The organism is Longispora sp. NPDC051575, from assembly GCF_040681875.1.
Taxonomy (GTDB): Bacteria; Actinomycetota; Actinomycetes; order Mycobacteriales; family Micromonosporaceae; genus Longispora.
The window spans coordinates 93,776-115,119 of record NZ_JBFAZP010000011.1; the positions used below are offsets into that span (position 1 = coordinate 93,776).

The 21,344-nt window shown below is 67.6% G+C and carries 36 protein-coding genes; 2 read left to right on the plus strand and 34 right to left on the minus strand.

What is annotated here, in order from left to right; translation table 11 throughout:
- Window positions 1-5: 5 nt before the first annotated feature.
- The gene (locus AB0M43_RS31360) at window positions 6-521 is read right to left on the minus strand and encodes a methyltransferase (RefSeq protein WP_363729877.1); all 516 of its coding nucleotides are present in this window, start codon (window positions 519-521) and stop codon (window positions 6-8) included.
- Window positions 522-672: 151 nt separating this feature from the next.
- Here AB0M43_RS31360 and AB0M43_RS31365 point away from each other — a divergent pair, with 151 nt between their 5' ends.
- The gene (locus tag AB0M43_RS31365) at window positions 673-1,725 is read left to right on the plus strand and encodes a hypothetical protein (protein ID WP_363729433.1); all 1,053 of its coding nucleotides are present in this window, start codon (window positions 673-675) and stop codon (window positions 1,723-1,725) included.
- 61 nt (window positions 1,726-1,786) lie between these two features.
- Here AB0M43_RS31365 and truA read toward each other — a convergent pair whose 3' ends face one another.
- From truA to AB0M43_RS31410, 9 genes are all read right to left on the minus strand, one after another.
- Entirely contained in the window at window positions 1,787-2,629 is an 843-nt protein-coding gene (gene truA / locus AB0M43_RS31370; RefSeq protein WP_363729879.1) for a tRNA pseudouridine(38-40) synthase TruA, read from the minus strand.
- Between the two features lie 251 nt (window positions 2,630-2,880).
- On the minus strand, window positions 2,881-3,414 hold the full coding sequence (gene rplQ / locus AB0M43_RS31375; RefSeq protein WP_363729434.1) for a 50S ribosomal protein L17: 534 nt from the start codon (window positions 3,412-3,414) through the stop codon (window positions 2,881-2,883).
- A gap of 30 nt (window positions 3,415-3,444) precedes the next feature.
- Entirely contained in the window at window positions 3,445-4,533 is a 1,089-nt protein-coding gene (locus AB0M43_RS31380) for a DNA-directed RNA polymerase subunit alpha (protein WP_197006684.1), read from the minus strand.
- A gap of 84 nt (window positions 4,534-4,617) precedes the next feature.
- The gene (gene rpsD, locus AB0M43_RS31385) at window positions 4,618-5,244 is read right to left on the minus strand and encodes a 30S ribosomal protein S4 (protein WP_363729437.1); all 627 of its coding nucleotides are present in this window, start codon (window positions 5,242-5,244) and stop codon (window positions 4,618-4,620) included.
- Between the two features lie 19 nt (window positions 5,245-5,263).
- Window positions 5,264-5,668 carry a 30S ribosomal protein S11 gene (gene rpsK, locus AB0M43_RS31390; RefSeq protein ID WP_197006682.1) on the minus strand — a complete coding sequence of 135 codons (405 nt, stop codon included), beginning with the start codon at window positions 5,666-5,668 and terminating at the stop codon, window positions 5,264-5,266.
- A 37-nt stretch (window positions 5,669-5,705) separates the two neighbouring features.
- On the minus strand, window positions 5,706-6,086 hold the full coding sequence (gene rpsM / locus AB0M43_RS31395; protein WP_363729440.1) for a 30S ribosomal protein S13: 381 nt from the start codon (window positions 6,084-6,086) through the stop codon (window positions 5,706-5,708).
- Window positions 6,087-6,271: 185 nt separating this feature from the next.
- The gene (gene rpmJ, locus AB0M43_RS31400) at window positions 6,272-6,385 is read right to left on the minus strand and encodes a 50S ribosomal protein L36 (protein WP_197006680.1); all 114 of its coding nucleotides are present in this window, start codon (window positions 6,383-6,385) and stop codon (window positions 6,272-6,274) included.
- Between the two features lie 44 nt (window positions 6,386-6,429).
- Complete coding sequence (gene infA / locus AB0M43_RS31405) at window positions 6,430-6,651, minus strand: translation initiation factor IF-1 (protein WP_007073013.1); 222 nt, start codon at window positions 6,649-6,651, stop codon at window positions 6,430-6,432.
- A gap of 205 nt (window positions 6,652-6,856) precedes the next feature.
- The gene (locus AB0M43_RS31410) at window positions 6,857-7,633 is read right to left on the minus strand and encodes a class I SAM-dependent methyltransferase (protein WP_363729443.1); all 777 of its coding nucleotides are present in this window, start codon (window positions 7,631-7,633) and stop codon (window positions 6,857-6,859) included.
- A gap of 174 nt (window positions 7,634-7,807) precedes the next feature.
- On the opposite strand from AB0M43_RS31410, the gene AB0M43_RS31415 reads away from it, so the two are divergent.
- Window positions 7,808-8,356 (plus strand): DUF1707 domain-containing protein, encoded by a 549-nt coding sequence (locus AB0M43_RS31415; protein WP_363729445.1) that lies wholly within the window; start codon window positions 7,808-7,810, stop codon window positions 8,354-8,356.
- Window positions 8,357-8,491: 135 nt separating this feature from the next.
- On the opposite strand, the gene map is transcribed toward AB0M43_RS31415, so the two are convergent.
- The 24 genes from map to rpsJ form a co-directional block, all read right to left on the minus strand.
- Entirely contained in the window at window positions 8,492-9,313 is an 822-nt protein-coding gene (gene map, locus AB0M43_RS31420; RefSeq protein ID WP_363729880.1) for a type I methionyl aminopeptidase, read from the minus strand.
- A 35-nt stretch (window positions 9,314-9,348) separates the two neighbouring features.
- Window positions 9,349-10,002, minus strand: coding sequence for an adenylate kinase (locus tag AB0M43_RS31425; RefSeq protein ID WP_363729447.1), 654 nt, complete (start codon window positions 10,000-10,002; stop codon window positions 9,349-9,351).
- A gap of 37 nt (window positions 10,003-10,039) precedes the next feature.
- Entirely contained in the window at window positions 10,040-11,371 is a 1,332-nt protein-coding gene (secY, locus tag AB0M43_RS31430; RefSeq protein WP_363729449.1) for a preprotein translocase subunit SecY, read from the minus strand.
- Between the two features lie 262 nt (window positions 11,372-11,633).
- On the minus strand, window positions 11,634-12,077 hold the full coding sequence (rplO, locus tag AB0M43_RS31435) for a 50S ribosomal protein L15 (protein WP_363729450.1): 444 nt from the start codon (window positions 12,075-12,077) through the stop codon (window positions 11,634-11,636).
- Window positions 12,078-12,079: 2 nt separating this feature from the next.
- Complete coding sequence (rpmD, locus tag AB0M43_RS31440; RefSeq protein WP_197006674.1) at window positions 12,080-12,262, minus strand: 50S ribosomal protein L30; 183 nt, start codon at window positions 12,260-12,262, stop codon at window positions 12,080-12,082.
- A 1-nt stretch (window position 12,263) separates the two neighbouring features.
- On the minus strand, window positions 12,264-12,902 hold the full coding sequence (rpsE, locus tag AB0M43_RS31445; RefSeq protein ID WP_197006673.1) for a 30S ribosomal protein S5: 639 nt from the start codon (window positions 12,900-12,902) through the stop codon (window positions 12,264-12,266).
- Between the two features lie 24 nt (window positions 12,903-12,926).
- Window positions 12,927-13,310: a 50S ribosomal protein L18 gene (gene rplR, locus AB0M43_RS31450; protein WP_363729881.1), complete on the minus strand. Its 384-nt coding sequence runs from the start codon at window positions 13,308-13,310 to the stop codon at window positions 12,927-12,929.
- A gap of 8 nt (window positions 13,311-13,318) precedes the next feature.
- A complete protein-coding gene (rplF, locus tag AB0M43_RS31455) occupies window positions 13,319-13,861 on the minus strand; it encodes a 50S ribosomal protein L6 (RefSeq protein WP_363729454.1) in 543 nt (180 codons plus the stop codon).
- 11 nt (window positions 13,862-13,872) lie between these two features.
- Window positions 13,873-14,280 carry a 30S ribosomal protein S8 gene (gene rpsH / locus AB0M43_RS31460; RefSeq protein WP_197006671.1) on the minus strand — a complete coding sequence of 136 codons (408 nt, stop codon included), beginning with the start codon at window positions 14,278-14,280 and terminating at the stop codon, window positions 13,873-13,875.
- 92 nt (window positions 14,281-14,372) lie between these two features.
- Window positions 14,373-14,558: a type Z 30S ribosomal protein S14 gene (locus AB0M43_RS31465; RefSeq protein ID WP_197006670.1), complete on the minus strand. Its 186-nt coding sequence runs from the start codon at window positions 14,556-14,558 to the stop codon at window positions 14,373-14,375.
- Entirely contained in the window at window positions 14,558-15,121 is a 564-nt protein-coding gene (rplE, locus tag AB0M43_RS31470; protein WP_363729457.1) for a 50S ribosomal protein L5, read from the minus strand. The genes AB0M43_RS31465 and rplE overlap by 1 nt, the downstream gene beginning before the upstream one ends.
- Window positions 15,121-15,435, minus strand: a complete 315-nt coding sequence (gene rplX / locus AB0M43_RS31475) for a 50S ribosomal protein L24 (RefSeq protein ID WP_363729459.1) — start codon at window positions 15,433-15,435, stop codon at window positions 15,121-15,123. The genes rplE and rplX overlap by 1 nt, the downstream gene beginning before the upstream one ends.
- Window positions 15,436-15,438: 3 nt before the next feature.
- A complete protein-coding gene (rplN, locus tag AB0M43_RS31480; protein WP_363729462.1) occupies window positions 15,439-15,807 on the minus strand; it encodes a 50S ribosomal protein L14 in 369 nt (122 codons plus the stop codon).
- Between the two features lie 70 nt (window positions 15,808-15,877).
- A complete protein-coding gene (gene rpsQ, locus AB0M43_RS31485) occupies window positions 15,878-16,165 on the minus strand; it encodes a 30S ribosomal protein S17 (protein WP_197006666.1) in 288 nt (95 codons plus the stop codon).
- Window positions 16,162-16,395 carry a 50S ribosomal protein L29 gene (gene rpmC / locus AB0M43_RS31490; protein WP_363729464.1) on the minus strand — a complete coding sequence of 78 codons (234 nt, stop codon included), beginning with the start codon at window positions 16,393-16,395 and terminating at the stop codon, window positions 16,162-16,164. The genes rpsQ and rpmC overlap by 4 nt, the downstream gene beginning before the upstream one ends.
- The gene (gene rplP / locus AB0M43_RS31495) at window positions 16,395-16,820 is read right to left on the minus strand and encodes a 50S ribosomal protein L16 (protein ID WP_197006664.1); all 426 of its coding nucleotides are present in this window, start codon (window positions 16,818-16,820) and stop codon (window positions 16,395-16,397) included. The genes rpmC and rplP overlap by 1 nt, the downstream gene beginning before the upstream one ends.
- Window positions 16,821-16,826: 6 nt before the next feature.
- The gene (gene rpsC / locus AB0M43_RS31500) at window positions 16,827-17,684 is read right to left on the minus strand and encodes a 30S ribosomal protein S3 (RefSeq protein WP_363729466.1); all 858 of its coding nucleotides are present in this window, start codon (window positions 17,682-17,684) and stop codon (window positions 16,827-16,829) included.
- Entirely contained in the window at window positions 17,684-18,133 is a 450-nt protein-coding gene (rplV, locus tag AB0M43_RS31505) for a 50S ribosomal protein L22 (RefSeq protein WP_197006662.1), read from the minus strand. Before rplV ends, rpsC begins: the two co-directional genes overlap by 1 nt.
- Window positions 18,134-18,167: 34 nt before the next feature.
- A complete protein-coding gene (rpsS, locus tag AB0M43_RS31510) occupies window positions 18,168-18,449 on the minus strand; it encodes a 30S ribosomal protein S19 (protein ID WP_018347767.1) in 282 nt (93 codons plus the stop codon).
- Window positions 18,450-18,466: 17 nt separating this feature from the next.
- Window positions 18,467-19,306, minus strand: a complete 840-nt coding sequence (gene rplB, locus AB0M43_RS31515; RefSeq protein WP_363729468.1) for a 50S ribosomal protein L2 — start codon at window positions 19,304-19,306, stop codon at window positions 18,467-18,469.
- Window positions 19,307-19,320: 14 nt separating this feature from the next.
- Entirely contained in the window at window positions 19,321-19,629 is a 309-nt protein-coding gene (gene rplW / locus AB0M43_RS31520; protein ID WP_197006660.1) for a 50S ribosomal protein L23, read from the minus strand.
- A complete protein-coding gene (rplD, locus tag AB0M43_RS31525) occupies window positions 19,626-20,270 on the minus strand; it encodes a 50S ribosomal protein L4 (RefSeq protein ID WP_363729471.1) in 645 nt (214 codons plus the stop codon). The genes rplW and rplD overlap by 4 nt, the downstream gene beginning before the upstream one ends.
- Entirely contained in the window at window positions 20,270-20,932 is a 663-nt protein-coding gene (gene rplC / locus AB0M43_RS31530; RefSeq protein ID WP_363729472.1) for a 50S ribosomal protein L3, read from the minus strand. The genes rplD and rplC overlap by 1 nt, the downstream gene beginning before the upstream one ends.
- Before the next feature lie 10 nt (window positions 20,933-20,942).
- Window positions 20,943-21,251 carry a 30S ribosomal protein S10 gene (rpsJ, locus tag AB0M43_RS31535; RefSeq protein WP_018347762.1) on the minus strand — a complete coding sequence of 103 codons (309 nt, stop codon included), beginning with the start codon at window positions 21,249-21,251 and terminating at the stop codon, window positions 20,943-20,945.
- Between the last annotated feature and the right edge of the window lie 93 nt (window positions 21,252-21,344).

The following is a 21,344-nucleotide window of genomic DNA, read 5'->3' on the forward strand; positions in this document are numbered from 1 at the left end:
CCGGCCTACTCGGTCTCCGCGCGACCGACTTTCAGGATGCGGTACCCCTTCTGGCTGGCGTACTTCTCCGCCACCCAGCCCTCGGCCTCCAGCCAGTCGCGCAGCGAGTCGCCGCCGAGGTGCCGGGCGACGACGAGCCAGGCCAGCGCGTCCGGGCCGAGCCGGGGCAGCCAGAGCCGGAGCATCTCGTGCAGGGCTTCCTTGCCCACGTGGATCGGCGGGTTGCTGTAGATCCCGTCGAACACCACATCGACGGGTACGCCGTCCGGCTTGGCCGCGATCACCCGGTCCGACACCTCCAGGATCCGGGCGTTCTCCTCGACCAGTTCCAGGGCGCGCTCGTTCACGTCCACCGCATACATCGTCACCTTGGGTGACTGGTGAGCGAACACACAGCTGATCGGGCCGTAGCCGCAGCCGAGGTCGAGGAAGACGCCGCGGCCGGGGCGGGGGGCCTTCTTGAGCAGCACAGCGGTGCCGGCATCGAGCCGATTGGGGGAGAAAACCCCTGAGGACACCATGAATTGGTACTCGGTCGAGCCCACCGTAATGTCAATCATCCGACGCTTATCGGGTGTAGCTGGTATTTCGCTAAAGAAATGGTCCACGCGCTCATTCTCCCGACATCTTCGGCTGATGCTGTCCGGGCACCACTTGGGTAACCTGGCGGGCATGACCTACGGCGACCGAGGCTACGACGACCCTGACCCCGGTCAGTCCCAGCCCCGGCGGCGGCGAGCTGCCGAGCCGGACGATTCCCACGAGTACATCCCCGGTCAGTATGGCCAACAGGGCGGTTACGCCCCGGAGCCGGGCTACGCGACCTCCCCGGATCCCGGCTACAGCCCGCCGCCCGGTGGCACCCCGTTCGGCCAGCAGACCGTGGACCCGTACGCGCCGTACGGCTGGGAACAGCCCCAGCCCGAGGCCGACCCGTACCCGCAGCCGGCCTACGAGCCCGTCTCCGCCCCGCCGCCGGTGTTCGACCCGCCGCCCCCGACCCGCAAACGGTCCTCCAAGGGCTGGCTGGGCGCGCTCGCCGGGGTGCTGGCCGTGCTCCTGCTGCTCGGCTTCGGGATCGGCGCGTTCTTCCTGATCGACGAGGAGAAGCCCGCCGCCCAGGCGCCCGCGCCGTCCTCCGCCCCGCCGTCGGCCGCCCCGAGCGGCACCGCCTCCCCGGTCCCGGGCAAGAAGGACATCAACTCCCAGGCCACGGACCCGTCCCCGCTGACCGAGGTCGAGCTGTTCCCGGCGGCCACGGTCGCCATCGACGGCCGGGCGTACGCGATCCAGAAGACCCAGTCCCTGACCGACTGCAAGCTGGCGACGACGGGCGACCTGGGCACGGCGTACACGAAACTGGGCTGCACCCAGCTGGTCCGCGCGACCCTGTTCTCGCCGGGCAAGACGTTCGTGGCCACGATCGGGGTGCTCAACTTCCGGGACGCGGCCACCGCCACCGCCGCCAAGGCGGACACGAAGACGCTGCTCGGCTCCGGCAAGGGCGCGATCGCCGGTTGGGCCGTCGGGAACGGCACCGACGTCATCGCCGCCTCGGAGACGTACCTGTCCTGGCTCCCGGTCGGCCACTACCTGGTGTACTGCGTGGTGGCCCGCGCCGACGGCAAGAAGCCCGACCCGGCCGACCCGGCGGTGCAGCAGGTCCTCACGGACACGGCGGAGACGTACCTCAAGGGGCAGGTGGCACTGCGCGCCCAGGCGTGAGCCCGGGCGCGGCTCCGGCCACGGTCCGGCTGCCCGGCCACGGTCCGGCTACCGGCGGGCCTCAGGCCCCCGGCGACGCGTCCGGCGCGGTGAGCGTCCGGATGTTGCGGGTGACCGCCATCCGCGCCCGGTACTCCCCCGGCGCCGGATAGTCCACGTTCACCAGGGTCAACCCGTGCGCGGGCGCCACCCCCACCGCGTCCACCCGCGCCGAACTCGCCAGCTGCTCCCCCGGCCACTCCACCGGCCGCCGGCCCTCGCCCACCGCGATCAGCGCCCCGATCAGGCTGCGCACCATCGAGTGGCAGAACGCGTCCGCCTCGACCGTGGCGACGAGGACGCCGTCCGGGTCGCGCCGCCAGTCGAGCCGGAGCAGGTTGCGGATGGTGGTCGCGCCGTCCCGCCGTTTGCAGTACGCGGCGAAGTCGTGCTCGCCCAGCAGACCCCGGGAGGCGGCACTGAGGGCCTCCAGGTCCAACGGGCGCGGCCACCCGAGGGTGTTGCGCCTCGCGAGCGGCGCCGGCCCGCTGGGGGCGTCACAGACCCGGTACTCGTACCGCCGCCGCAGCGCCGCGAACCGCGCGTCGAAGTACTCGGGCGCGGGCTCCACGGCCAGCACCCGGACATCCCCCGGCAGCAGCCCGGCGAGCCGGCGGATGATGCTGGGCGCGAGCTCCTCCCACGCGGCGGCCGGCACGTCGATGTGGCAGACCTGGCCGGTGGCGTGCACGCCCGCGTCGGTCCGGCCCGCGACGGTCAGGTTGGCCACGGTCCGGAACACCCGGGTCAGCTCGCCGAGGAGCACGCCGGCGACGGTGCGGCGGGTCGGCTGGTGCGCCCAGCCGGAGAAGTCGGTCCCGTCGTAGGAGACGGCCAGCCGCAGCCGGATCGAGCCCTCGGGGATCCGGGGCGCACCGGGAGAGGTCCCGACGGACTCGCCGTCGACGGCACCGGGCACAACCCCGAAAGGCCCTGCGACCCCGGAAGGCTCCACGGCACCGGAAGCCATCGAGGCCCGGTCAGCCCCGACCGACCCGGCTCCCCCGGTACCCGTCAAAGGCTCTGGAACTTCGGCCACACCGACCTCCTCGCGGAAACGGGCGAGCCCGCCCTCCCCAGCGGGGAGAACGGGCTCGTCGGAGTCGTACTCGAGAATTACTTCTCGTCCTTCTCAGCAGCCTCGGCGGCCGGAGCCTCGTCGGCGGCGGGCGAGTCGGCGTGCTGGACGTTCTCCTCGACCGGGGCGTCCTCGACGGCCTCGACGGGGGCCGCTACGGCCTCGGTCTTGGCAGCCTTGCGGGCCGCGGTCTTCTTGTTCGCCTTCGGCGCGACCGGCTCGAGCACCAGCTCGATGATCGCCATGGGGGCGGAGTCGCCCTTGCGGAGACCGTTCTTGATGATCCGGGTGTACCCGCCGGCGCGCTCGGTCCAGTTCTGGGCCAGCTCGTCGAACAGACGGTAGACGACGTCCTTGTCCCGGATCACCCTTGCGACCTGGCGACGCGAGTGCAGGTCGCCGCGCTTGGCGTGCGTCACCAGCTTCTCGGCGTACGGACGCAGGCGACGGGCCTTGGCCTCGGTCGTCTGGATCTTGCCGTGCTGGAACAGCTGCGTCGCCAGGTTGGCCAGGATCAGCCGCTGGTGCGCGGGGCTGCCGCCAAGGCGGGCACCCTTAGTGGGCGTGGGCATCGGTGTAGCTCCTCAGGTAAGCCGCAGCGCTTAGAGCTGCTCGGTCTCGCGGTAGTCGTTGCCGTCGTCGTCGGAGTCGTCAGCCGCCACGGGGGCGACAGAACCGGCGGCGTCCTCGTCGAGCTCCTCGTCGTAGTCATCGTCGGAGTAGTCCCCCACGATGGTCGACGGGTCGAAGTTCGGCGCGGAGTCCTTCAGGCCGAGGCCCATGCCGATGAGCTTCAGCTTGACCTCATCGATGGACTTCTGCCCGAAGTTGCGGATGTCGAGCAGGTCAGCCTCCGTGCGGCCGATCAGCTCACCAACCGTGTTGATGCCCTCGCGCTTGAGGCAGTTGTAGGACCGGACCGTGAGGTCCAGCTCCTCGATCGGCAGCGCCAGGTCGGCAGCGAGCTGCGCGTCCTGCGGCGACGGGCCGATGTCGATGCCCTCGGCGGTCTCGTCCAGCTCGCGGCACAGGCCGAACAGCTCGACGAGGGTGGAGCCGGCCGAGGCCAGCGCCGTGCGGGGGCTGATCGAGTTCTTGGTCTCGACGTCGATGATCAGCTTGTCGAAGTCGGTCCGCTGCTCGACACGGGTCGCCTCGACACGGTAGGTGACCTTCAGGACCGGGGTGTAGATCGAGTCGACCGGGATGCGCCCGATCTCCTGGCCGGCCTGCTTGTTCTGCGCCGCGTTGACGTAGCCGCGGCCCCGCTCGACGGTCAGCTCGATGTCGAGCCGGCCCTTGCCGTTCAGGGTGGCCAGGTGCAGGTCCGGGTTGTGGACCGACACGCCGGCCGGCGGCTGGATGTCCCCAGCGGTGACCGGGCCCGGGCCCTGCTTGCGCAGGTACATGGTGACCGGCTCGTCGTGCTCGGAGCTCACGCAGAGCTGCTTGACGTTGAGCACCAGCTCAACCACGTCCTCCTTGACACCGGGGATCGTGGTGAACTCGTGCAGCACGCCGTCGATCTTGATGCTCGTGACCGCCGCGCCCGGGATCGAGCTCAGCAGGGTACGCCGGAGCGAGTTGCCGAGCGTGTAGCCGAAGCCCGGCTCGAGCGGCTCGATCGTGAACTTCGACCGCGCCTCGGTGATCGACTCCTCGGAGAGGGTCGGCCGCTGGGTGATAAGCACTATGCCTCCAAAACGGGCGTCCGCTATATGACGCCGAATGTTGGGGTGGCCGGCCCGACTCGCGCCGGGCCGGCCTGTTGAGCACTACTTCGAGTAGAGCTCGACGATGAGCTGCTCCTGGACCTGGGTGTCAATGATCTGACGGACCGGGAGGTTGTGCACGAGAACCTTGAGCGCGGCCGGGATGACCTCGAGCCACGCCGGCACGGTCTTGCTGCCGGCCTGGGCCTGGGCCACCACGAACGGGGTGAGCTCGCGGGACTTCTCGCGGATCTCGATGATGTCGTGCTCGGCGACCCGGTACGACGGGATGTCGACCTTCTTGCCGTTCACGAGCACGTGGCCGTGCTTGACGACCTGACGCGCCATGTCACGCGACTGGGCCAGGCCCGCGCGGAACACGACGTTGTCGAGACGGGTCTCGAGGATCTGCAGCAGGTTCTCACCGGTCTTGCCGGTGCGCCGGTTGGCCTCTTCGTAGTACCGGACGAACTGCTTCTCCAGTACGCCGTAGATGCGGCGGGCCTTCTGCTTCTCACGGAGCTGGAGCAGGTACTCCGTCTCCTTCGGCCGACCGCGCCCGTGCTGGCCGGGCGGGTACGGCCGCGACTCCAGCGGGCACTTCGGACCATCGCACTTGCTGCCCTTGAGGAACAGCTTGACCTTCTCGCGCCGGCAGCGGCGGCAGTCAGCACCTGTGTAACGAGCCATTGACCTATTCCTCCGCTACCTAGACCCGACGACGCTTCGGCGGACGGCAGCCGTTGTGCGGCTGCGGCGTCACGTCGGAGATCGTGCCGACCTCGAGGCCTGCTGCGGTCAGCGAACGAATCGCCGTCTCGCGGCCCGAGCCGGGTCCCTTGACGAACACGTCGACCTTGCGCATGCCGTGCTCCATCGCCCGACGAGCGGCGGCCTCGGCGGCCAGCTGCGCGGCGAACGGGGTCGACTTACGCGAACCCTTGAAGCCCACCTGGCCGGAAGAGGCCCAGGAGATGACGGCACCGTTCGGGTCGGTGATCGACACGATCGTGTTGTTGAACGTGCTCTTGATGTAAGCGTGGCCGTGGGCCACGTTCTTCTTTTCCTTGCGCCGGACCTTCTTGACGGCCCCAGCGCGTGCCTTCGGCGGCATTAGCTATGCGCTCCTAGAGACTCGAACTGCTACGGGGTTACTTCTTGCCCGGCTTCTTCTTGCCAGCCACGGTGCGCTTCGGACCCTTACGGGTACGAGCGTTGGTGCGGGTCCGCTGACCACGCACGGGGAGGCCGCGACGGTGCCGGATACCCTGGTAGCAGCCGATCTCGATCTTACGGCGGATGTCGGCGGCAACTTCACGGCGGAGGTCACCCTCGACCTTGAAGTTCTGCTCGATGTGGTCGCGGAGCTGCAGAACCTCTTCGTCCGTGAGGTCCTTGGTCCGCTTGTTGGGGTCGATGCCCGTCGCCGAGCAGAGCTCGATAGCGCGGGTACGACCAACCCCGTAAATGTAAGTGAGCGCGATCTCGAGCCGCTTGTCGCGGGGGAGATCGACGCCGACTAGACGTGCCATATGTGGGCGTGCTCCTCGTCAGTCTCGGAGGTCTGCGCCCATCCCATCCCCACCTGCCCGGGCGGGGCCCCGGCCTCCGACCGGGGGTTCGGCCACGAGGAGTCGTCACGCAATGCGCTTCGATGGTCCCCCGCGGCTGGGACGAGCCTTTACTACCTTGGCGGTAGAAGATCTGGTGGTGGTGCTTAGCCCTGGCGCTGCTTGTGGCGCGGGTCGTCACAGATGACCATGACCCGGCCGTGGCGGCGGATGACGCGGCACTTGTTGCAGATCTTCTTAACGCTCGGCTTAACCTTCACGGCTGCGCCTTACTTCAAAGACGGACACGGAATTCAACCGCACGTCACTTGTAACGGTAGACAATGCGACCACGGGTCAGGTCGTAGGGCGAGAGCTCCACGACAACCCTGTCCTCCGGCAGAATACGAATGTAGTGCTGCCGCATCTTGCCGCTGATGTGAGCCAGTACCTTGTGACCGTTCGCGAGCTCCACCCGGAACATGGCGTTCGGCAGTGGCTCGATGACTCGGCCCTCGATCTCGATGGCCCCGTCCTTCTTCGGCATGTCCTCCGCTAACGTGACGTAGGGTCTACTGCAAGGTGGCACGCCCGTCCTGCCAGCCGCGGCCCCGCCGTCCTCAGAAGCGCTCGAAGACATGGCAGGGTGGACGCAGCGCGCCGATTGATGAGTCTACCCACCCCCGTGTCGGAACACCAAACTGGGGCCGACACCCGGGGTCGGGCGTGTCACGGCTAACACCGCGAGCGGGTCACGGGTTGCACGCGAAGACGGTCATCGAACGCGTCAGGGCGAAATGCCCGCGACGGTCGAACTCCTCCCGGACCAGTCGCTCCGCCACCGCCAGTACGTCGGGGCCGTAGCTCTGGGTGGAGTGCAGGCTGGCGACGTAGCCGAGGACCGCGTCGACGTCCGGGATCCGGAGCTCCTCCACCTCGGGGTGCGCGACCACCGAGCCGAACACCGGGTCGAGGAACCCCGGGGCGGCCTCGGAGGTGAAGGACTCGCGGCCCCATAGCGGCCGGTGCTCGACCCCGACCAGCTCCGTCGCCCTCCGGAGGATCTCCATCACCTCCCGGCAGTGCGCGAGCCCGTTGGTCGCGACCAGGACCGTGCCACCCGGCCGGAGCACCCGGGCCAGCTCGGCGACGGCCATCGGCACATCCGGGACGTGGTAGAGCATGTGCATGCACAGGACAAGATCACATTGTCGGGTACCGACCGGGAGCCGTTGCGCGTCCGCCACCACGGTCGACGCGTGCCGGCCCGCCTCGGCGGCCATCCCGGGCGAGTAGTCCAGGCCCAGGACCGGGCCCCGGTGGCCGCGTTCCCGGAGGGTCCGCAGGTAGTGGCCGTTCCCGCAGCCGACCTCCAGGACGGACTCGTCCCCGGTCAGGCCCGCGATGTCCAGGGCGACATCGAAGATCGCCGGTCCCGTCCGGTACTCCCACACGGATTGGCGGGCGGCCAGATTGCCCTGGTTCGCATACTGTTGGACGTTGTGGTCCCTGCTCGTCAGCGCGCTCATGTGTCCCGATGGTGCCAGCAGCCCGTGGTTGCCGCCACCGAGGAGCACGGTGCATCCTGTGTGGGGACGCCCCTCGCGTTCCGTCGCCCGCCGTCCGGATCGGCCCGGTGCACCACACGTGGTGGTGACCACCGTCGCCCCGACCGCCGGCGGAGAGTCACGAAGGAGCACACGTTGGAGCAGCCGGAGCTGCGGGCCGCCGACGCGGACCGCGAGCGGGTGGCGGAGACCCTGCGCACCGCGCTCAATGAGGGGCGGCTCGACCTCTCCGAGTTCGACGAGCGGTTGCAGGCCGTCTACGCCGCGAAGACGTACGCCGAGCTCGCGCCGATCACCGCGGACCTGCCCGGGCCGGTGCCCGCAGCCCAGTCCCAGCTGGCCGTGCCGCAGCCGGGGGCGCCGATGCCGCTGGGCGCACCGGCAGTACCCGGGAAATCGGGTTTTGTCCGCAACGCCATCGCCGGGTGGGCCAGCGCGTCGCTGATCACGACCGGGATCTGGGCGGCGATCAGCATCTCGACCGGCCACCCGCACTACTTCTGGCCGATCTGGGTCATCCTGCCGATGGGCGCGGCCGTGGTCGCCAAGTTGATCAAGGGCAGTGCCCACGAGGAGCGCGAGCGCAGCGACCGCGAAGAGCGCCGGGCCTACCGCGAGGAACGCCGCCGGGCCCACGGCCACGGCCACCACCCGCACGGCCACCACGGGGACCGTCGGGACTGATCCGCACCGATCGTGCCCCGGCGCCCCGGTCAGGGTCCCGGGGCCGTTCTGTGCCCCACAGACCTTTTTCCGGGTACGCCCCGGACGTGGCTCAGGCGCGGGTCGCCGTGGGGCTCAGGCTCGGGTCGCCGTGGGTCAGGCGCGGGTCGCGTGGGCGCTGAGCGCGGCGGCGGGCAGCTTGCCCACGCCGCCGTCGTGCGCCGTCAGCACCCAGACCCCGTCGTCGAAGATCGCGATCGAGTGCTCGACGTGTACCGCCATCGAGGCGTCCTTGGTGACGACCGTCCAGCCGTCGTTGAGCTCGACCACCTTCGCGGAGCCCTCGGTGATCATCGGCTCGATGGCCAGCGCCATGCCCGCCACCAGCTCCGGGCCGCGACCCGGCCGGCCGTAGTTGTGCACGTGCGGGTCCTGGTGCATCTCCGTACCGATGCCGTGCCCGCCGTAGCCGCGCACCGTGCCGTACTTGCCGACCTTGCGGACCCCGGTCTCCACCGCGTGCCCGATGTCGGAGAGCCGGGCGCCGGCCTGCGCGGCCGCGATCCCGGCCCACATGCCCGACTCGGCCGCCTCGATCATCGTGAGCAGCTCCGGACGGACCTCGCCGACCGGCACCGTGATCGCCGAGTCGCCGTGCCAGCCGTCCAGGATCGCGCCGCAGTCGATGGAGACCAGGTCCCCGTCGCGGAGGACCTGCTTCGTCGACGGGATGCCGTGCACGACCTGCTCGTTGACGGAGGCGCAGATCGTGGCCGGGAAGCCGTGGTACCCCTTGAACGACGGGACCGCGCCCACCGACCGGATGTGCTCCTCCGCCAGGGCGTCGAGCTCACCGGTCGAGACGCCGGGGCGCACCGCCGCCCGCAGCTTCGCGAGCGTGTCCGCCACGATCAGACCCGCCGCCCGCATCTTGTGCAACTGCTCGGGCGTCTTGATCTGGATGTCGTCGCCGTACAAAGTGCTGTCCCCGCTCTCGGCCACCTGCGGCCCGCTTATCCCCCGTACGACCGGAGCGCGTCGATCGCCCGGTTCGTAATGTCCTCGACCGGTCCGGTCGCGTCGATGCCCACGAGCTTGCCCTGGGCGCCGTAGAAGTCGACCAGCGGGGCGGTCTTCTCCGCGTACTCCTTCAACCGGTTGGCGATCGTCGCCGGGTTGTCGTCGTCGCGCTGGAAGAGCTCGCCCTGGCAGTTGTCGCACACACCCGGCTTGGCCGTCGGCTCGAACTCGACGTGCCAGATCCGACCGCAGCTGCGGCACATCCGCCGGCCGGACAGCCGCCGGATGACCTCGTCGTCGTCCACGACGAGCTCCAGCACCAGGTCCAGCGTGAAGCCCAGGTCGACGAGCAGCTTGTCCAGCGCCACGGCCTGCGGCACGGTACGCGGGAAGCCGTCGAGCAGGAAGCCGTCGCTCGCGTCGGACTCGGCCAGCCGGTCGCGGACCATGTTGATGGTGACCTCGTCCGGGACCAGGTCACCCGCGTCCATGTACCGCTTCGCCTCGAGCCCGAGCGGGGTCTTCTGGGTCACGTTGGCCCGGAAGATGTCCCCGGTCGAGATCCCCGGAACCGCCAGGTGCGACGCGATGAACTGCGCCTGGGTGCCCTTACCGGCCCCGGGTGGTCCTACCAGAACGAGCCTCACGCGGAACCCACCTCACTGCGCCTGCGAACCCGCGCCACTACCTCAGGAACCCTTCGTAGTTGCGCTGCATGAGCTGGCTCTCGATCTGCTTGACCGTCTCCAGGCCCACGCCGACGATGATCAGCACCGCTGTACCACCGAACGGGAAGTTCTGTTGGTTGCCGCCGGCCAGGCCCATGAACAGGTTCGGCAGGACGGCGATGATGCCGAGGTAGAGAGCACCCGGGAGCGTGATGCGGCTCAGGATGAAGTCGAGGTACTCGGCGGTCGGCTTGCCCGGGCGGATACCCGGGATGAAGCCGCCGTACTTCTTCATGTTGTCCGCGACCTCGGTCGGGTTGAACGTGATGGCCACGTAGAAGTACGTGAAGAACAGGATCATCGCGAAGTACAGCAGGATGTGGATCCAGCTGTCCTGGGGGATGACCCACTTGTTGATCCACGCGCCCCACGCGGGCAGGTTGTTCTGGTCCATCAGCTGGAGGCCGAGCGTCGGCAGGTACAGCAGCGACGAGGCGAAGATGACCGGGATGACGCCGGCCTGGTTGACCTTCAGCGGGATGTAGGTGGAGGTGCCCCCGTACATCCGGCGGCCGACCATCCGCTTGGCGTACTGCACCGGGACCCGGCGCTGTGCCTGCTCGATGAAGATGACCAGCGCGATCACGATGAGGCCGATGCCGACGACGATCGCGAAGTTGAGCTTGTTCTGCTGCCAGATCTGCAGGCCCTCAGCGGGGAGCCGGGCCGCGATCGAGGTGAAGATCAGGACGGACATGCCGTTGCCGACACCCTTGTCCGTGACCATCTCGCCGAGCCACATGATCACACCGGTTCCGGCGGTCATCGTGATGACCAGGCACGTCAGCGTGAGCCAGTTCGGCATGATCGAGCTGACCGGGATCGGCTCGGTGTCAGCGGTGCTGCACTGGTTGTTGAAGAGCTGCCCCGACTTGGCGAGAGCCACGAACCCGGAGGCCTGGAGGACCGCGAGGCCCAGCGTCAGGTACCGCGTGTACTGCGTGATCTTCGCCTGCCCCGACTGCCCCTCCTTCTTCAGCTGCTCGAGCCGCGGGATGACCACGGTGAGCAGCTGCAGGATGATGCTCGCCGTGATGTAGGGCATGATGCCCAGCGCGAACACCGTCAGCTGGAGGAGGGCTCCACCGGAGAACAGGTTCAGCAGCGTGAAGACCTCGTTGCTGTCGCCCGTGCTCATCCGGTCGATACACCGCTGCACGTTGCCGTAGTTCACACCGGGGCTGGGGATGGTGGCTCCCAGCCGGTAGATGGCGACGATGAACAGGGTGAACAACAGTTTCTTGCGCAGGTCAGGCGTGCGGAACGCACTGAAAAATGCGGAGAGCAACAGATCCTCCTGCGCGAGCGGCCACGGGGGGCGGCCGATTGCCGGTGAGCGGTGTTGGGCCCGGCGGGCCCACCGCATGGGGGGGTGAAGCCTATATGCGACCGGACTCTAACAGCACATGGCCCCTCCGGTCAGGAGGGCCGGCCGGACTATTTCATCCGGGGCCACAGAAACCACCCCGAACGAGACGCGGACCCTGCCCGGAACGCCGTCCCCATTGTGCTGGGGACTGCGGTCACTGGACAGGGTCCATCGCCACTTGTTACAGCTCGGTGACCGAGCCGCCGGCAGCCTCGATCTTCTCCTTGGCCGACGCGCTGAACGCGTTGGCCGAGATGTCGAGCTTCACGCCGCCCAGGTCCCCGCTGCCGAGAACCTTGACGAGCTGCCCCTTGCGCACCGCGCCGGCCTGAACCAGCTCGAGCACGCCGATGGTGCCGCCGTTCGGGAACAGCTCAGCCAGACGCTCCAGGTTCACGACCTGGAACTCCACCTTGAACTTGTTCTTGAAACCCTTGAGCTTCGGCAGGCGCATGTGAATGGGCATCTGCCCACCCTCGAACCACTGGTGCACGGAACGACGGGCCTTGGTGCCCTTCGTGCCACGACCGGCGGTCTTGCCCTTCGAGCCCTCACCGCGACCAACGCGGGTCTTGACCGTCTTCGCACCGGGAGCCGGGCGCAGGTGGTGAACCTTGATCGTCATCGCTACTCGACCTCCTCGACCTTGACGAGGTGGATCACGGTCTTGATCATGCCCCGAATCTCGGGGCGGTCCTCTTTGACCACCTCATCGTTGATCCGCTTCAGGCCAAGCGTCCGCAGCGTGTCCCGCTGGTTCTGCTTGCCACCGATACCGGACCGGAGCTGGGTGACCTTCAGACGTGCCATGTCATGCCCCCGCAGCCGCCGCACGAGCCCGCAGCATGGCGGCCGGTGCGACATCCTCGACCGGGAGCCCACGGCGCGCGGCCACAGCCTCCGGCGATTCCAACGACTTCAGAGCAGCGACCGTCGCGTGCACGATGTTGATCGCGTTCGACGAACCCTGGCTCTTGGACAGCACGTCGTGGATCCCGACGCACTCCAGCACGGCGCGCACCGGACCACCGGCGATGACGCCGGTACCAGCGCTGGCGGGCTTCAGCAGGACCTTGCCCGCCGCGTCCTCACCGAGCACCGGGTGCGGGATCGTCGAACCGATCCGCGGCACCTTGAAGAAGTGCTTCTTGGCCTCTTCGACACCCTTGGCGATCGCCGCAGGCACCTCCTTGGCCTTGCCGTACCCGACACCTACGGTGCCGTCGCCGTCTCCGACCACGACGAGCGCGGTGAAGCTGAACCGACGACCACCCTTGACCACCTTGGCCACGCGGTTGATAGCAACCACGCGCTCCAGGTGCGGCGTCTTCTCCTGGGCCTGACCCCGACCGCCCTCGCGACGGTTGTCGCGACGGTTGCCCTGGCCACCACCCTCGTTACTCGTGCCAGCGGTACCGGACCCACCGCCACGGCGCTGTGCTCCTGGCATCAGACTCTCCTCTCGTGACGGTTTCTAGAACTCAAGTCCGGCTTCGCGGGCCGCGTCGGCCAGGGCGGCGATGCGCCCCGTGTACCGGTCGCCACCGCGGTCGAAGACCACAGCGCTGATCCCGGCGGCCTTGGCGCGCTCCGCTACCAGTGCACCGACCTTGGTGGCGAGAGCGCGCTTGTCGCCCTCGGCCCCGCGGAAGGACGCCTCGAGGGTGGACGCCGACGCCAGGGTGATGCCCTTGGTGTCGTCCACGATCTGAGCGACCATGTGCCGCAGCGAACGGGTGACCACCAGGCGCGGACGCTCGGAGGTGCCGTTGACGTTCTTGCGCACCCGGAAGTGCCGGCGCGCACGCGCGACCCGACGGTTGGCAGAGATGCCCCCACCGTTCCGGCGCTTGAGCAGCGTGGCGGTCACTTCTTGCCTGCCTTTCCAGCCTTGCGGCGGACGTTCTCGCCCTGGTACCGCACACCCTTGCCCTTGTACGGCTCCGGCGGGCGGATCTTGCGGATGTTCGCGGCGACCTCGCCCACCTGCTGCTTGTCGATGCCCTCGATCGAGAAGATCGTCGGCTTCTCGACGGCGAAGGTGATACCCGCCGGGGCGGGGACGACAACCGGGTGGGAGAAGCCCAGAGCGAACTCCAGGTCCGAGCCCTTGGCGGTCACGCGGTAACCGGTGCCCTGGATTTCCAGAACCTTCTTGTAGCCGGTGGTCACACCGACGATCATGTTGGCCACGAGCGTACGGGAAAGCCCGTGCAGCTCCTTGGCCTTGCGCTCGTCGTTCGGCCGGACAACTGCGATCTGGCCGTTCTCCTCGCGCTCAGCCGTGATCGGCTCGGCGAGGGTGTGCTCCAGCGACCCCTTGGGGCCCTTCACCTTGACGGTCTGGCCGTCAATGGTGATGTCGACCCCGGTGGGGACATCAATCGGCTTACGCCCAATACGCGACATGTATCTGCCCCTTACCAGACGTAGGCGAGGACTTCCCCGCCTACCCCTCGCTTGCGGGCCTGCCGGTCGGTGAGCAGCCCCTGTGACGTCGAGATGATCGCAACGCCCAGGCCGCCGAGCACCCGAGGAAGCTCGGGGGACTTGGCGTACACCCGGAGACCGGGCTTGGACACGCGGCGGATGCCGGCGAGGCTCCGCTCCCGGTTCTGGCCGAACTTGAGCTCCACGTGGAGAGTCCTGCCAACGGCGCCCTCAGCGGGCTCCTCGACGGTCCAGCCGGTGATGTAGCCCTCGGCCTTGAGGACCTCGGCGATGTTCGCCTTGATCTTCGAGTAGGGCATCTTCACCTGGTCGTGGTACGCCTGATTGGCGTTGCGCAGACGCGTGAGCATGTCTGCGATCGGGTCGGTCATCGTCATCGGTTTAAATCAGCCTTTCTCGCCGCGGTTCCCGGTTCTGGCACTAGGTGCTCAGCAGGCCTACGGCGAAGCGCGGTGGCTAAGTAGTTCGGTTACCAGGAGGCCTTGGTCACGCCGGGGAGCTCGCCGCGGTGGGCCATCTCCCGGATGCAGATCCGGCAGAGGCCGAACTTGCGGTACACGGCCTTCGGACGTCCGCAACGCTGGCAGCGGGTGTACGCACGGACCGCGAACTTCGGCTTCGCGGCCGCCTTGAGAATCAGCGCCTTCTTAGCCATCAGTTCTCCTTGAACGGGAAGCCCAGGAGCTTCAGCAGCGCCCGGCCCTCGTCGTCGGTCTTCGCGGTCGTGACCACGGTGATGTCCATACCGCGGACGCGGTCGATCTTGTCCTGGTCGATCTCGTGGAACGTCGACTGCTCGGTCAGACCGAACGTGTAGTTGCCGTTGCCGTCGAGCTTGCGCCCGTCCAGACCGCGGAAGTCACGGATACGGGGCAGCGAGATCGACAGCAGCCGGTCCAGGAACTCCCACATCCGGTCGCCCCGCAGGGTGACCTTCGCGCCGATCGGCATGCCCTCACGGAGCTTGAACTGCGCGATCGACTTGGTCGCCTTGCGGATCAGCGGCTTCTGGCCGGTGATCGTGGTCAGGTCACGGACGGCGCCGTCGATCAGCTTGGCGTCACGAGCAGCCTCGCCGACACCCATGTTCACGACGATCTTGACCAGGCCGGGGATCAGCATCGAGTTCTTGTACTCGAACTGCTTCTGCAGCTCGGACTTGACCTCGTCGCGGTACCGCGTCTTGAGGCGCGGGGCCACCTTCTCAACCGTCGTCATCACAGGTCCTTACCGTTGCTGCGCGCGATGCGAACCTTCACGCCGGACTCGTCGACGCGAGCCCCCACGCGGGTCGGCTTGCCGTCGCTGTCGACCACGGCCACGTTGCTCACGTGGATCGGGGCCTCCTGGGTGATGATGCCACCGGTCTTCGCGCCACGCTGGGTGGTACGGATGCTGGTGTGCTTCTTGACCCGGTTAACGCCCTCGACCAGGACCTTGTCGAGCGTCGGGTAGGCCGCGATGACCTTGCCCTTGGCGCCCTTGTCCTTGCCCGCGATGACGACGACCGTGTCGCCCTTCTTGATCTTCACGGTCTACAACACCTCCGGTGCGAGGGAGATGATCTTCATGAACCGCTTGTCCCGCAGCTCGCGGCCGACCGGGCCGAAGATGCGGGTACCGCGGGGGTCGCCACCATCCTTGATGATGACGGCGGCGTTCTCGTCGAAGCGAATGTACGAGCCGTCCGGCCGACGCTTCTCCTTGGCGGTGCGAACGATGACAGCCTTCACGACGTCACCCTTCTTCACACCGGCCGCGGGGATCGCGTCCTTGACCGTGGCCACGATGACGTCGCCAATGCTCGCGTAGCGCCGACCGGAGCCACCGAGAACACGGATGCAAAGGATTTCCTTGGCACCTGTGTTGTCGGCGACGCGCAGTCGCGACTCCTGCTGGATCACGTGAACTCCTGTTGTCTCGCCGGTTCTCTACCGCCCACAGCAGCAGAGCCTGGCGGAACTAGCCGGTTACTTACTTGGCCTTCTCGAGGATCTCCACGATCCGCCAACGCTTGGTGGCCGACAGCGGACGCGTCTCCATGAGGACAACGCGGTCGCCGATGCCGCAGGCGTTCTGCTCGTCGTGCGCCTTGAGCTTGCGAGTCCGCCGCAGAACCTTGCCGTAGAGCGGGTGCTTGACCCGGTCCTCGACAGCCACGACGACGGTCTTGTCCATCTTGTCGCTGACGACCAGGCCCTCGCGCGTCTTACGACGGCTGCGCTCCTCGGTCTCAGCGGTTTCGTTCACGGTCTCGCTCATGACGCCACCTCAGTAGGCGCGGCGCTCAGACCAAGCTCGCGCTCGCGCATGATCGTGTAGATCCGGGCAACCTCACGCCGGACCGTCTGGAGCCGCCGGTTGTTGTCCAGCTGCCCCGTCGCCGCCTGCACCCGAAGGTTGAACAGCTCTGCCTTGGCTTCCGAGAGTCGGGTCTTGAGCTCCTCGTCGGAGACTTCCCGAACCTCAGCAGCCGGAGTAACCGCTGCCATCACGCCTCACCCACTTCGCGCTTAACAATGCGGCACTTCATCGGCAGCTTGTGGATCGCGCGTCGCATTGCTTCACGCGCGATCACCTCGTTCGGGAACGCCATCTCGAACAGGATCCGGCCCGGCTTGACGTTCGCCACCCACCACTCGGGGGAACCCTTACCGGAACCCATGCGGGTCTCGGCGGGCTTCTTCGTGATGGACTGGTCCGGGAAGATCGTGATCCAGACCTTACCGCCACGCTTGATGTGACGGGTCATCGCGATACGTGCCGACTCGATCTGCCGGTTCGTCACGTACGCGGGCTCCAGAGCCTGGATGCCGAACTCGCCGAAGACGACCCTGGTGCCGCCCTTGGCAGCGCCCGAGCGCTTCGGGTTGTGCGGCTTACGGAAGCCCTTCGGGGGCTTACGTGGCATCAACATGTCAGGTCAGCCCTCCTGCCCGTTTTCAGTCACCGGAGCGGCCTCAACAGCAGCAGCGGCGTCGGTGTTCTTGGTACCGCCGAACTCGGCCGCAGCCGCACGTCCAGCCTCAGTGCTGTGACCGGTCGTACCGGTCGCACCCGAGCGACCGCCACGACGCGGACGGTCCGCACCGCCACCGCGGGGCTCGCGGCGCGGACGGCCAGCGGCCGCCTGCTGCTCGAGCGCGTCGCGACCCGGAACGGCGTCGCCCTTGTAGATCCAGACCTTCACGCCGATCCGGCCGAAGGTGGTCCGGGCCTCGAAGAAGCCGTAGTCGATGCCCGCACGCAGCGTGTGCAGCGGAACGCGACCCTCACGGTAGAACTCCGTGCGGCTCATCTCGGCGCCGCCGAGACGGCCGGAGACCTGAACCCGGATGCCCTTGACGAGCGGGTTCTTCATCGCCGACTGCATCGACTTACGCATCGCCCGCCGGAACGAAACCCGGCTGGAGAGCTGCTCGGCCACGCCCTGGGCAACCAGCTGCGCGTCCGACTCGGGGTTCTTGACCTCGAGGATGTTCAGCTGGATCTGCTTGCCCGTGAGCTTCTCGAGCACGTCGCGGAGCCGCTCGGCCTCCGCACCCTTCCGGCCGATGACAATGCCCGGCCGGGCGGTGTGGATGTCGATGCGGACCCGGTCCCGAGTGCGCTCGATGTCAACCTTCGAGATACCCGCGCGCTCAAGCCCCTTGGACATGAGACGACGGATCTTGACATCCTCGCCGACGTAGTCCTTGTACAGCTTGTCCGCGTACCACCGGGACTTGTACTCGGTGCTGATGCCGAGTCGGAACCCGTGCGGGTGAACTTTCTGACCCATTACTCGGCGCTCTCCTTCTCGGCCTCAACCGCCGGAGCGGCCTCGGCAGCCTTCGCGGCCTTCTTGACGGTACGCGGAGCCGCCGCCTGCACGCTCTCCACCACGATCGTGATGTGGCAGGTGCGCTTGCGGATCCGGTACGCCCGACCCTGAGCCCGCGGCCTGAACCGCTTCAGCGTCGGACCCTCATCGACGAAAGCCTCGGCCACGAGCAGCGAGTCGGGGTCGAGCCGCTCGTTGTTCTCGGCGTTGGCGATCGCACTTGCGAGCACCTTGTAGATCGGCTCGCTGGCTGCCTGCGGCGCAAACTTGAGAACCGTGAGCGCCCTGTTGGCGGGCAGGCCACGGACCAGGTTGATCACCCGGCGTGCCTTACTCGCCGAGACGCGCACGTGGCGCGCAACCGCCCTCGCGCCCGGAAGCGCTGGAGCGTCGCCCTTAACTGGCATCGCTGTAAACCCCTACTCGTCGATTCCCGGCCGGTTAGCGCCGACGGCTCTTGCGGTCGTCCTTCTCGTGACCCTTGAACGTCCGGGTCAGAGCGAACTCGCCGAGCTTGTGCCCGACCATCGCCTCCGAGATAAAGACGGGCACGTGCTTGCGCCCGTCGTGCACGGCGATCGTGTGCCCCAGGAAGTCCGGGGTGATGGTCGAGCGCCGCGACCAGGTCTTGATGACGTTCTTGGTGCCCTTCTCGTTCTGGACATCCACCTTCTTCTGAAGGTGGTCGTCCACGAAGGGGCCCTTCTTGAGACTGCGAGGCATCTCTCGTTACTCCCGGACTAACCGCGCTTGCGGGTCGCGTAGCGACGGCGGACGATGAGCTTGTCGCTGGCCTTACCCTTGCGGCGCGTACGCCCCTCGGGCTTGCCGTTCGGGTTGACCGGGTGACGACCACCGGAGGTCTTACCCTCACCACCACCGTGCGGGTGGTCAACCGGGTTCATCGCGACACCACGGACGGTCGGGCGCTTGCCCTTCCACCGCATACGGCCGGCCTTACCCCAGTTGATGTTGGACTGCTCTGCGTTGCCGATCTCACCGATGGTGGCTCGGCAGCGGATGTCCACCCGCCGCATCTCACCCGAGGGCAGACGAAGGGTCGCGTACGGCCCCTCCTTGCCCAGGAGCTGGATGCCAACACCCGCGGAGCGAGCCATCTTGGCCCCGCCGCCCGGACGAAGCTCCACAGCGTGGATCGTCGTACCGGTCGGGATGTTGCGCAGCGGCAGGTTGTTGCCCGGCTTGATGTCGGCACCAACGCCGGCCTCAATACGGTCGCCCTGCTTCAGGTCCTTCGGCGCGATGATGTACCGCTTCTCGCCGTCAGCGAAGTGCAGGAGCGCGATCCGAGCCGTACGGTTCGGGTCGTACTCGATGTGCGCGACCTTGGCCGGCACGCCGTCCTTGTCCGCCCGCTTGAAATCGATCAGACGGTACTGACGCTTGTGACCGCCACCCTGGTGGCGAGTCGTGATCCGACCCTGCGCGTTCCGGCCGCCCTTGGAGTGCAGCGGGCGCAGCAGCGACTTCTCGGGAGTGCTGCGCGTGATCTCAGCGAAGTCAGCAACGCTGGAACCACGGCGACCCGGGGTCGTCGGCTTGTACTTGCGGATGCCCATTTACCTACTCCTCGTCAGCTGACCGGGCCGCCGAAGGCCTCAATCCGGTCACCCGGGGCCAACGTCACGATCGCGCGCTTGGTGTCCTTGCGCTTGCCCCAGCCGAACTTGGTGCGCTTGCGCTTACCCTCGCGGTTGAGCGTGTTCACCGACTCCACCTTGACGCTGAAGATCTGCTGGATAGCGATCTTGATGTGCGTCTTGTTGGCGTCCGGGTGAACCAGGAACGTGTACTTGTTCTGGTCCAGCAGGCCGTAGCTCTTCTCGGAGACGACCGGCTGCAGGATGACGTCTCGGGGATCCCCGAAGCTCACGCCGCTCACTTGCTCTCCTCCTGCTCCTGCTTGGTACCCAGGAACTCGTTCAGAGCCTCGACGGTGAAGACCACGTCGTCGTTGACCAGCACGTCGTACGTGTTGAGCTGGTCGACGGCGAGCAGGTGCACCGTGGGCACGTTCCGCAGGCTCAGCCAGGAGGTCTCCTCCGTGCGGCTCAGCACGATCAGGGCGCGGGTGGCGTCCGAGACCTTGTTGAGCGCGGCCATCGCGGTCTTCGTGGACGGCTTCTCGCCGGACACGAACGACTCGATGACGAAGACCTGGCCGTTGCGGGCCCGGTCGGAGAGAGCGCCACGCAGGGCGGCGGCCTTCATCTTCTTGGGGGTCCGCTGCGAGTAGTCACGCGGGACGGGCCCGTGCGAGACGCCACCACCAGCGAACTGGGGCGAACGGGTCGAGCCCTGACGGGCGCGGCCGGTCCCCTTCTGCTTGTAAGGCTTGCGACCGCCGCCGGAAACCTCAGCGCGGGTCTTGACCTTGTGCGTGCCCTGGCGGGCGGCAGCGAGCTGCGCGACCACGACCTGGTGCATCAGCGGGATGTTCGACTGGACGTCGAAGATCGCAGCGGGGAGCTCGACCGAGCCGGTCGTGGCGCCCTCGGCGTCACGGATGTCAACCGCGGTCATTACTTCACACCGCCCTTCTTCAAGTTCGTCTTCGCAGCGGTACGGATGAGGACGACAGCACCCTTCGGTCCCGGGACAGCGCCCCGAACCAGGATGAGGTTGTTCTCAACGTCGACCGCGTGCACCGACAGGTTCTGGACGGTGAAGCGAACGCCACCCATCCGACCGGCCATCCGCGTGCCCCTGAAGACGCGACCGGGGGTCGCGCAGGCGCCGATGGAACCGGGCGAACGGTGCTTACGCTGCACACCGTGCGTCGCGCGGAGACCGTGGAAGCCGTGCCGCTTCATGACGCCGGCGTAGCCCTTGCCCTTGGTCCGACCCGTGACGTCCACGGTGACACCGACCGGGAACTCCTCGGCGGTGATCTCCTGGCCCAGGGCGTACGCGTCGGCGTCCGGCGTCCGAATCTCGACGACGTGACGGCGCGGAGCGACCCCGGCCTTCTCGTAGTGACCGGCCAGCGGCTTGTTCACCTTGCGCGGGTCGATCGACCCGTACGCGAGCTGAACGGCGGCGTAGCCGTCCTTGTCGGTGCTGCGAACCTGGCTGACCACGCACGGGCCGGCCTGCACCACAGTCACCGGGACAACCTTGTTGTTGTCCCAGACCTGGGTCATGCCGAGCTTGGCGCCCAGGATGCCCTTGACTTGCCTGTCCATTGTCCGGTCCCTACAGCTTGATCTCGATGTCGACACCAGCCGGAAGGTCGAGTCGCATGAGCGAGTCGACCGTCTTCGGGGTCGGGTCGATGATGTCGATCAGACGCTTGTGCGTGCGCATCTCGAAGTGCTCGCGCGAGTCCTTGTACTTGTGCGGCGAGCGGATGACGCAGTAGCGGTTGATCTCCGTCGGCAGCGGCACCGGGCCTGCGACCTGAGCGCCGGTACGCGTCACGGTCTCGACGATCTTCCGAGCCGAAGAGTCCACGACCTCGTGGTCGTAGGCCTTGAGCCGGATGCGGATCTTCTGTCCCGCCATGGTGGCTTCTGTTTCCTTCTCTCGTGCCGCTGCTGGCCGAGGCCAGTTTCGCCTCGATTGCTTCCGACCCCCGCGCTCGGGCGTGTCGCGCTC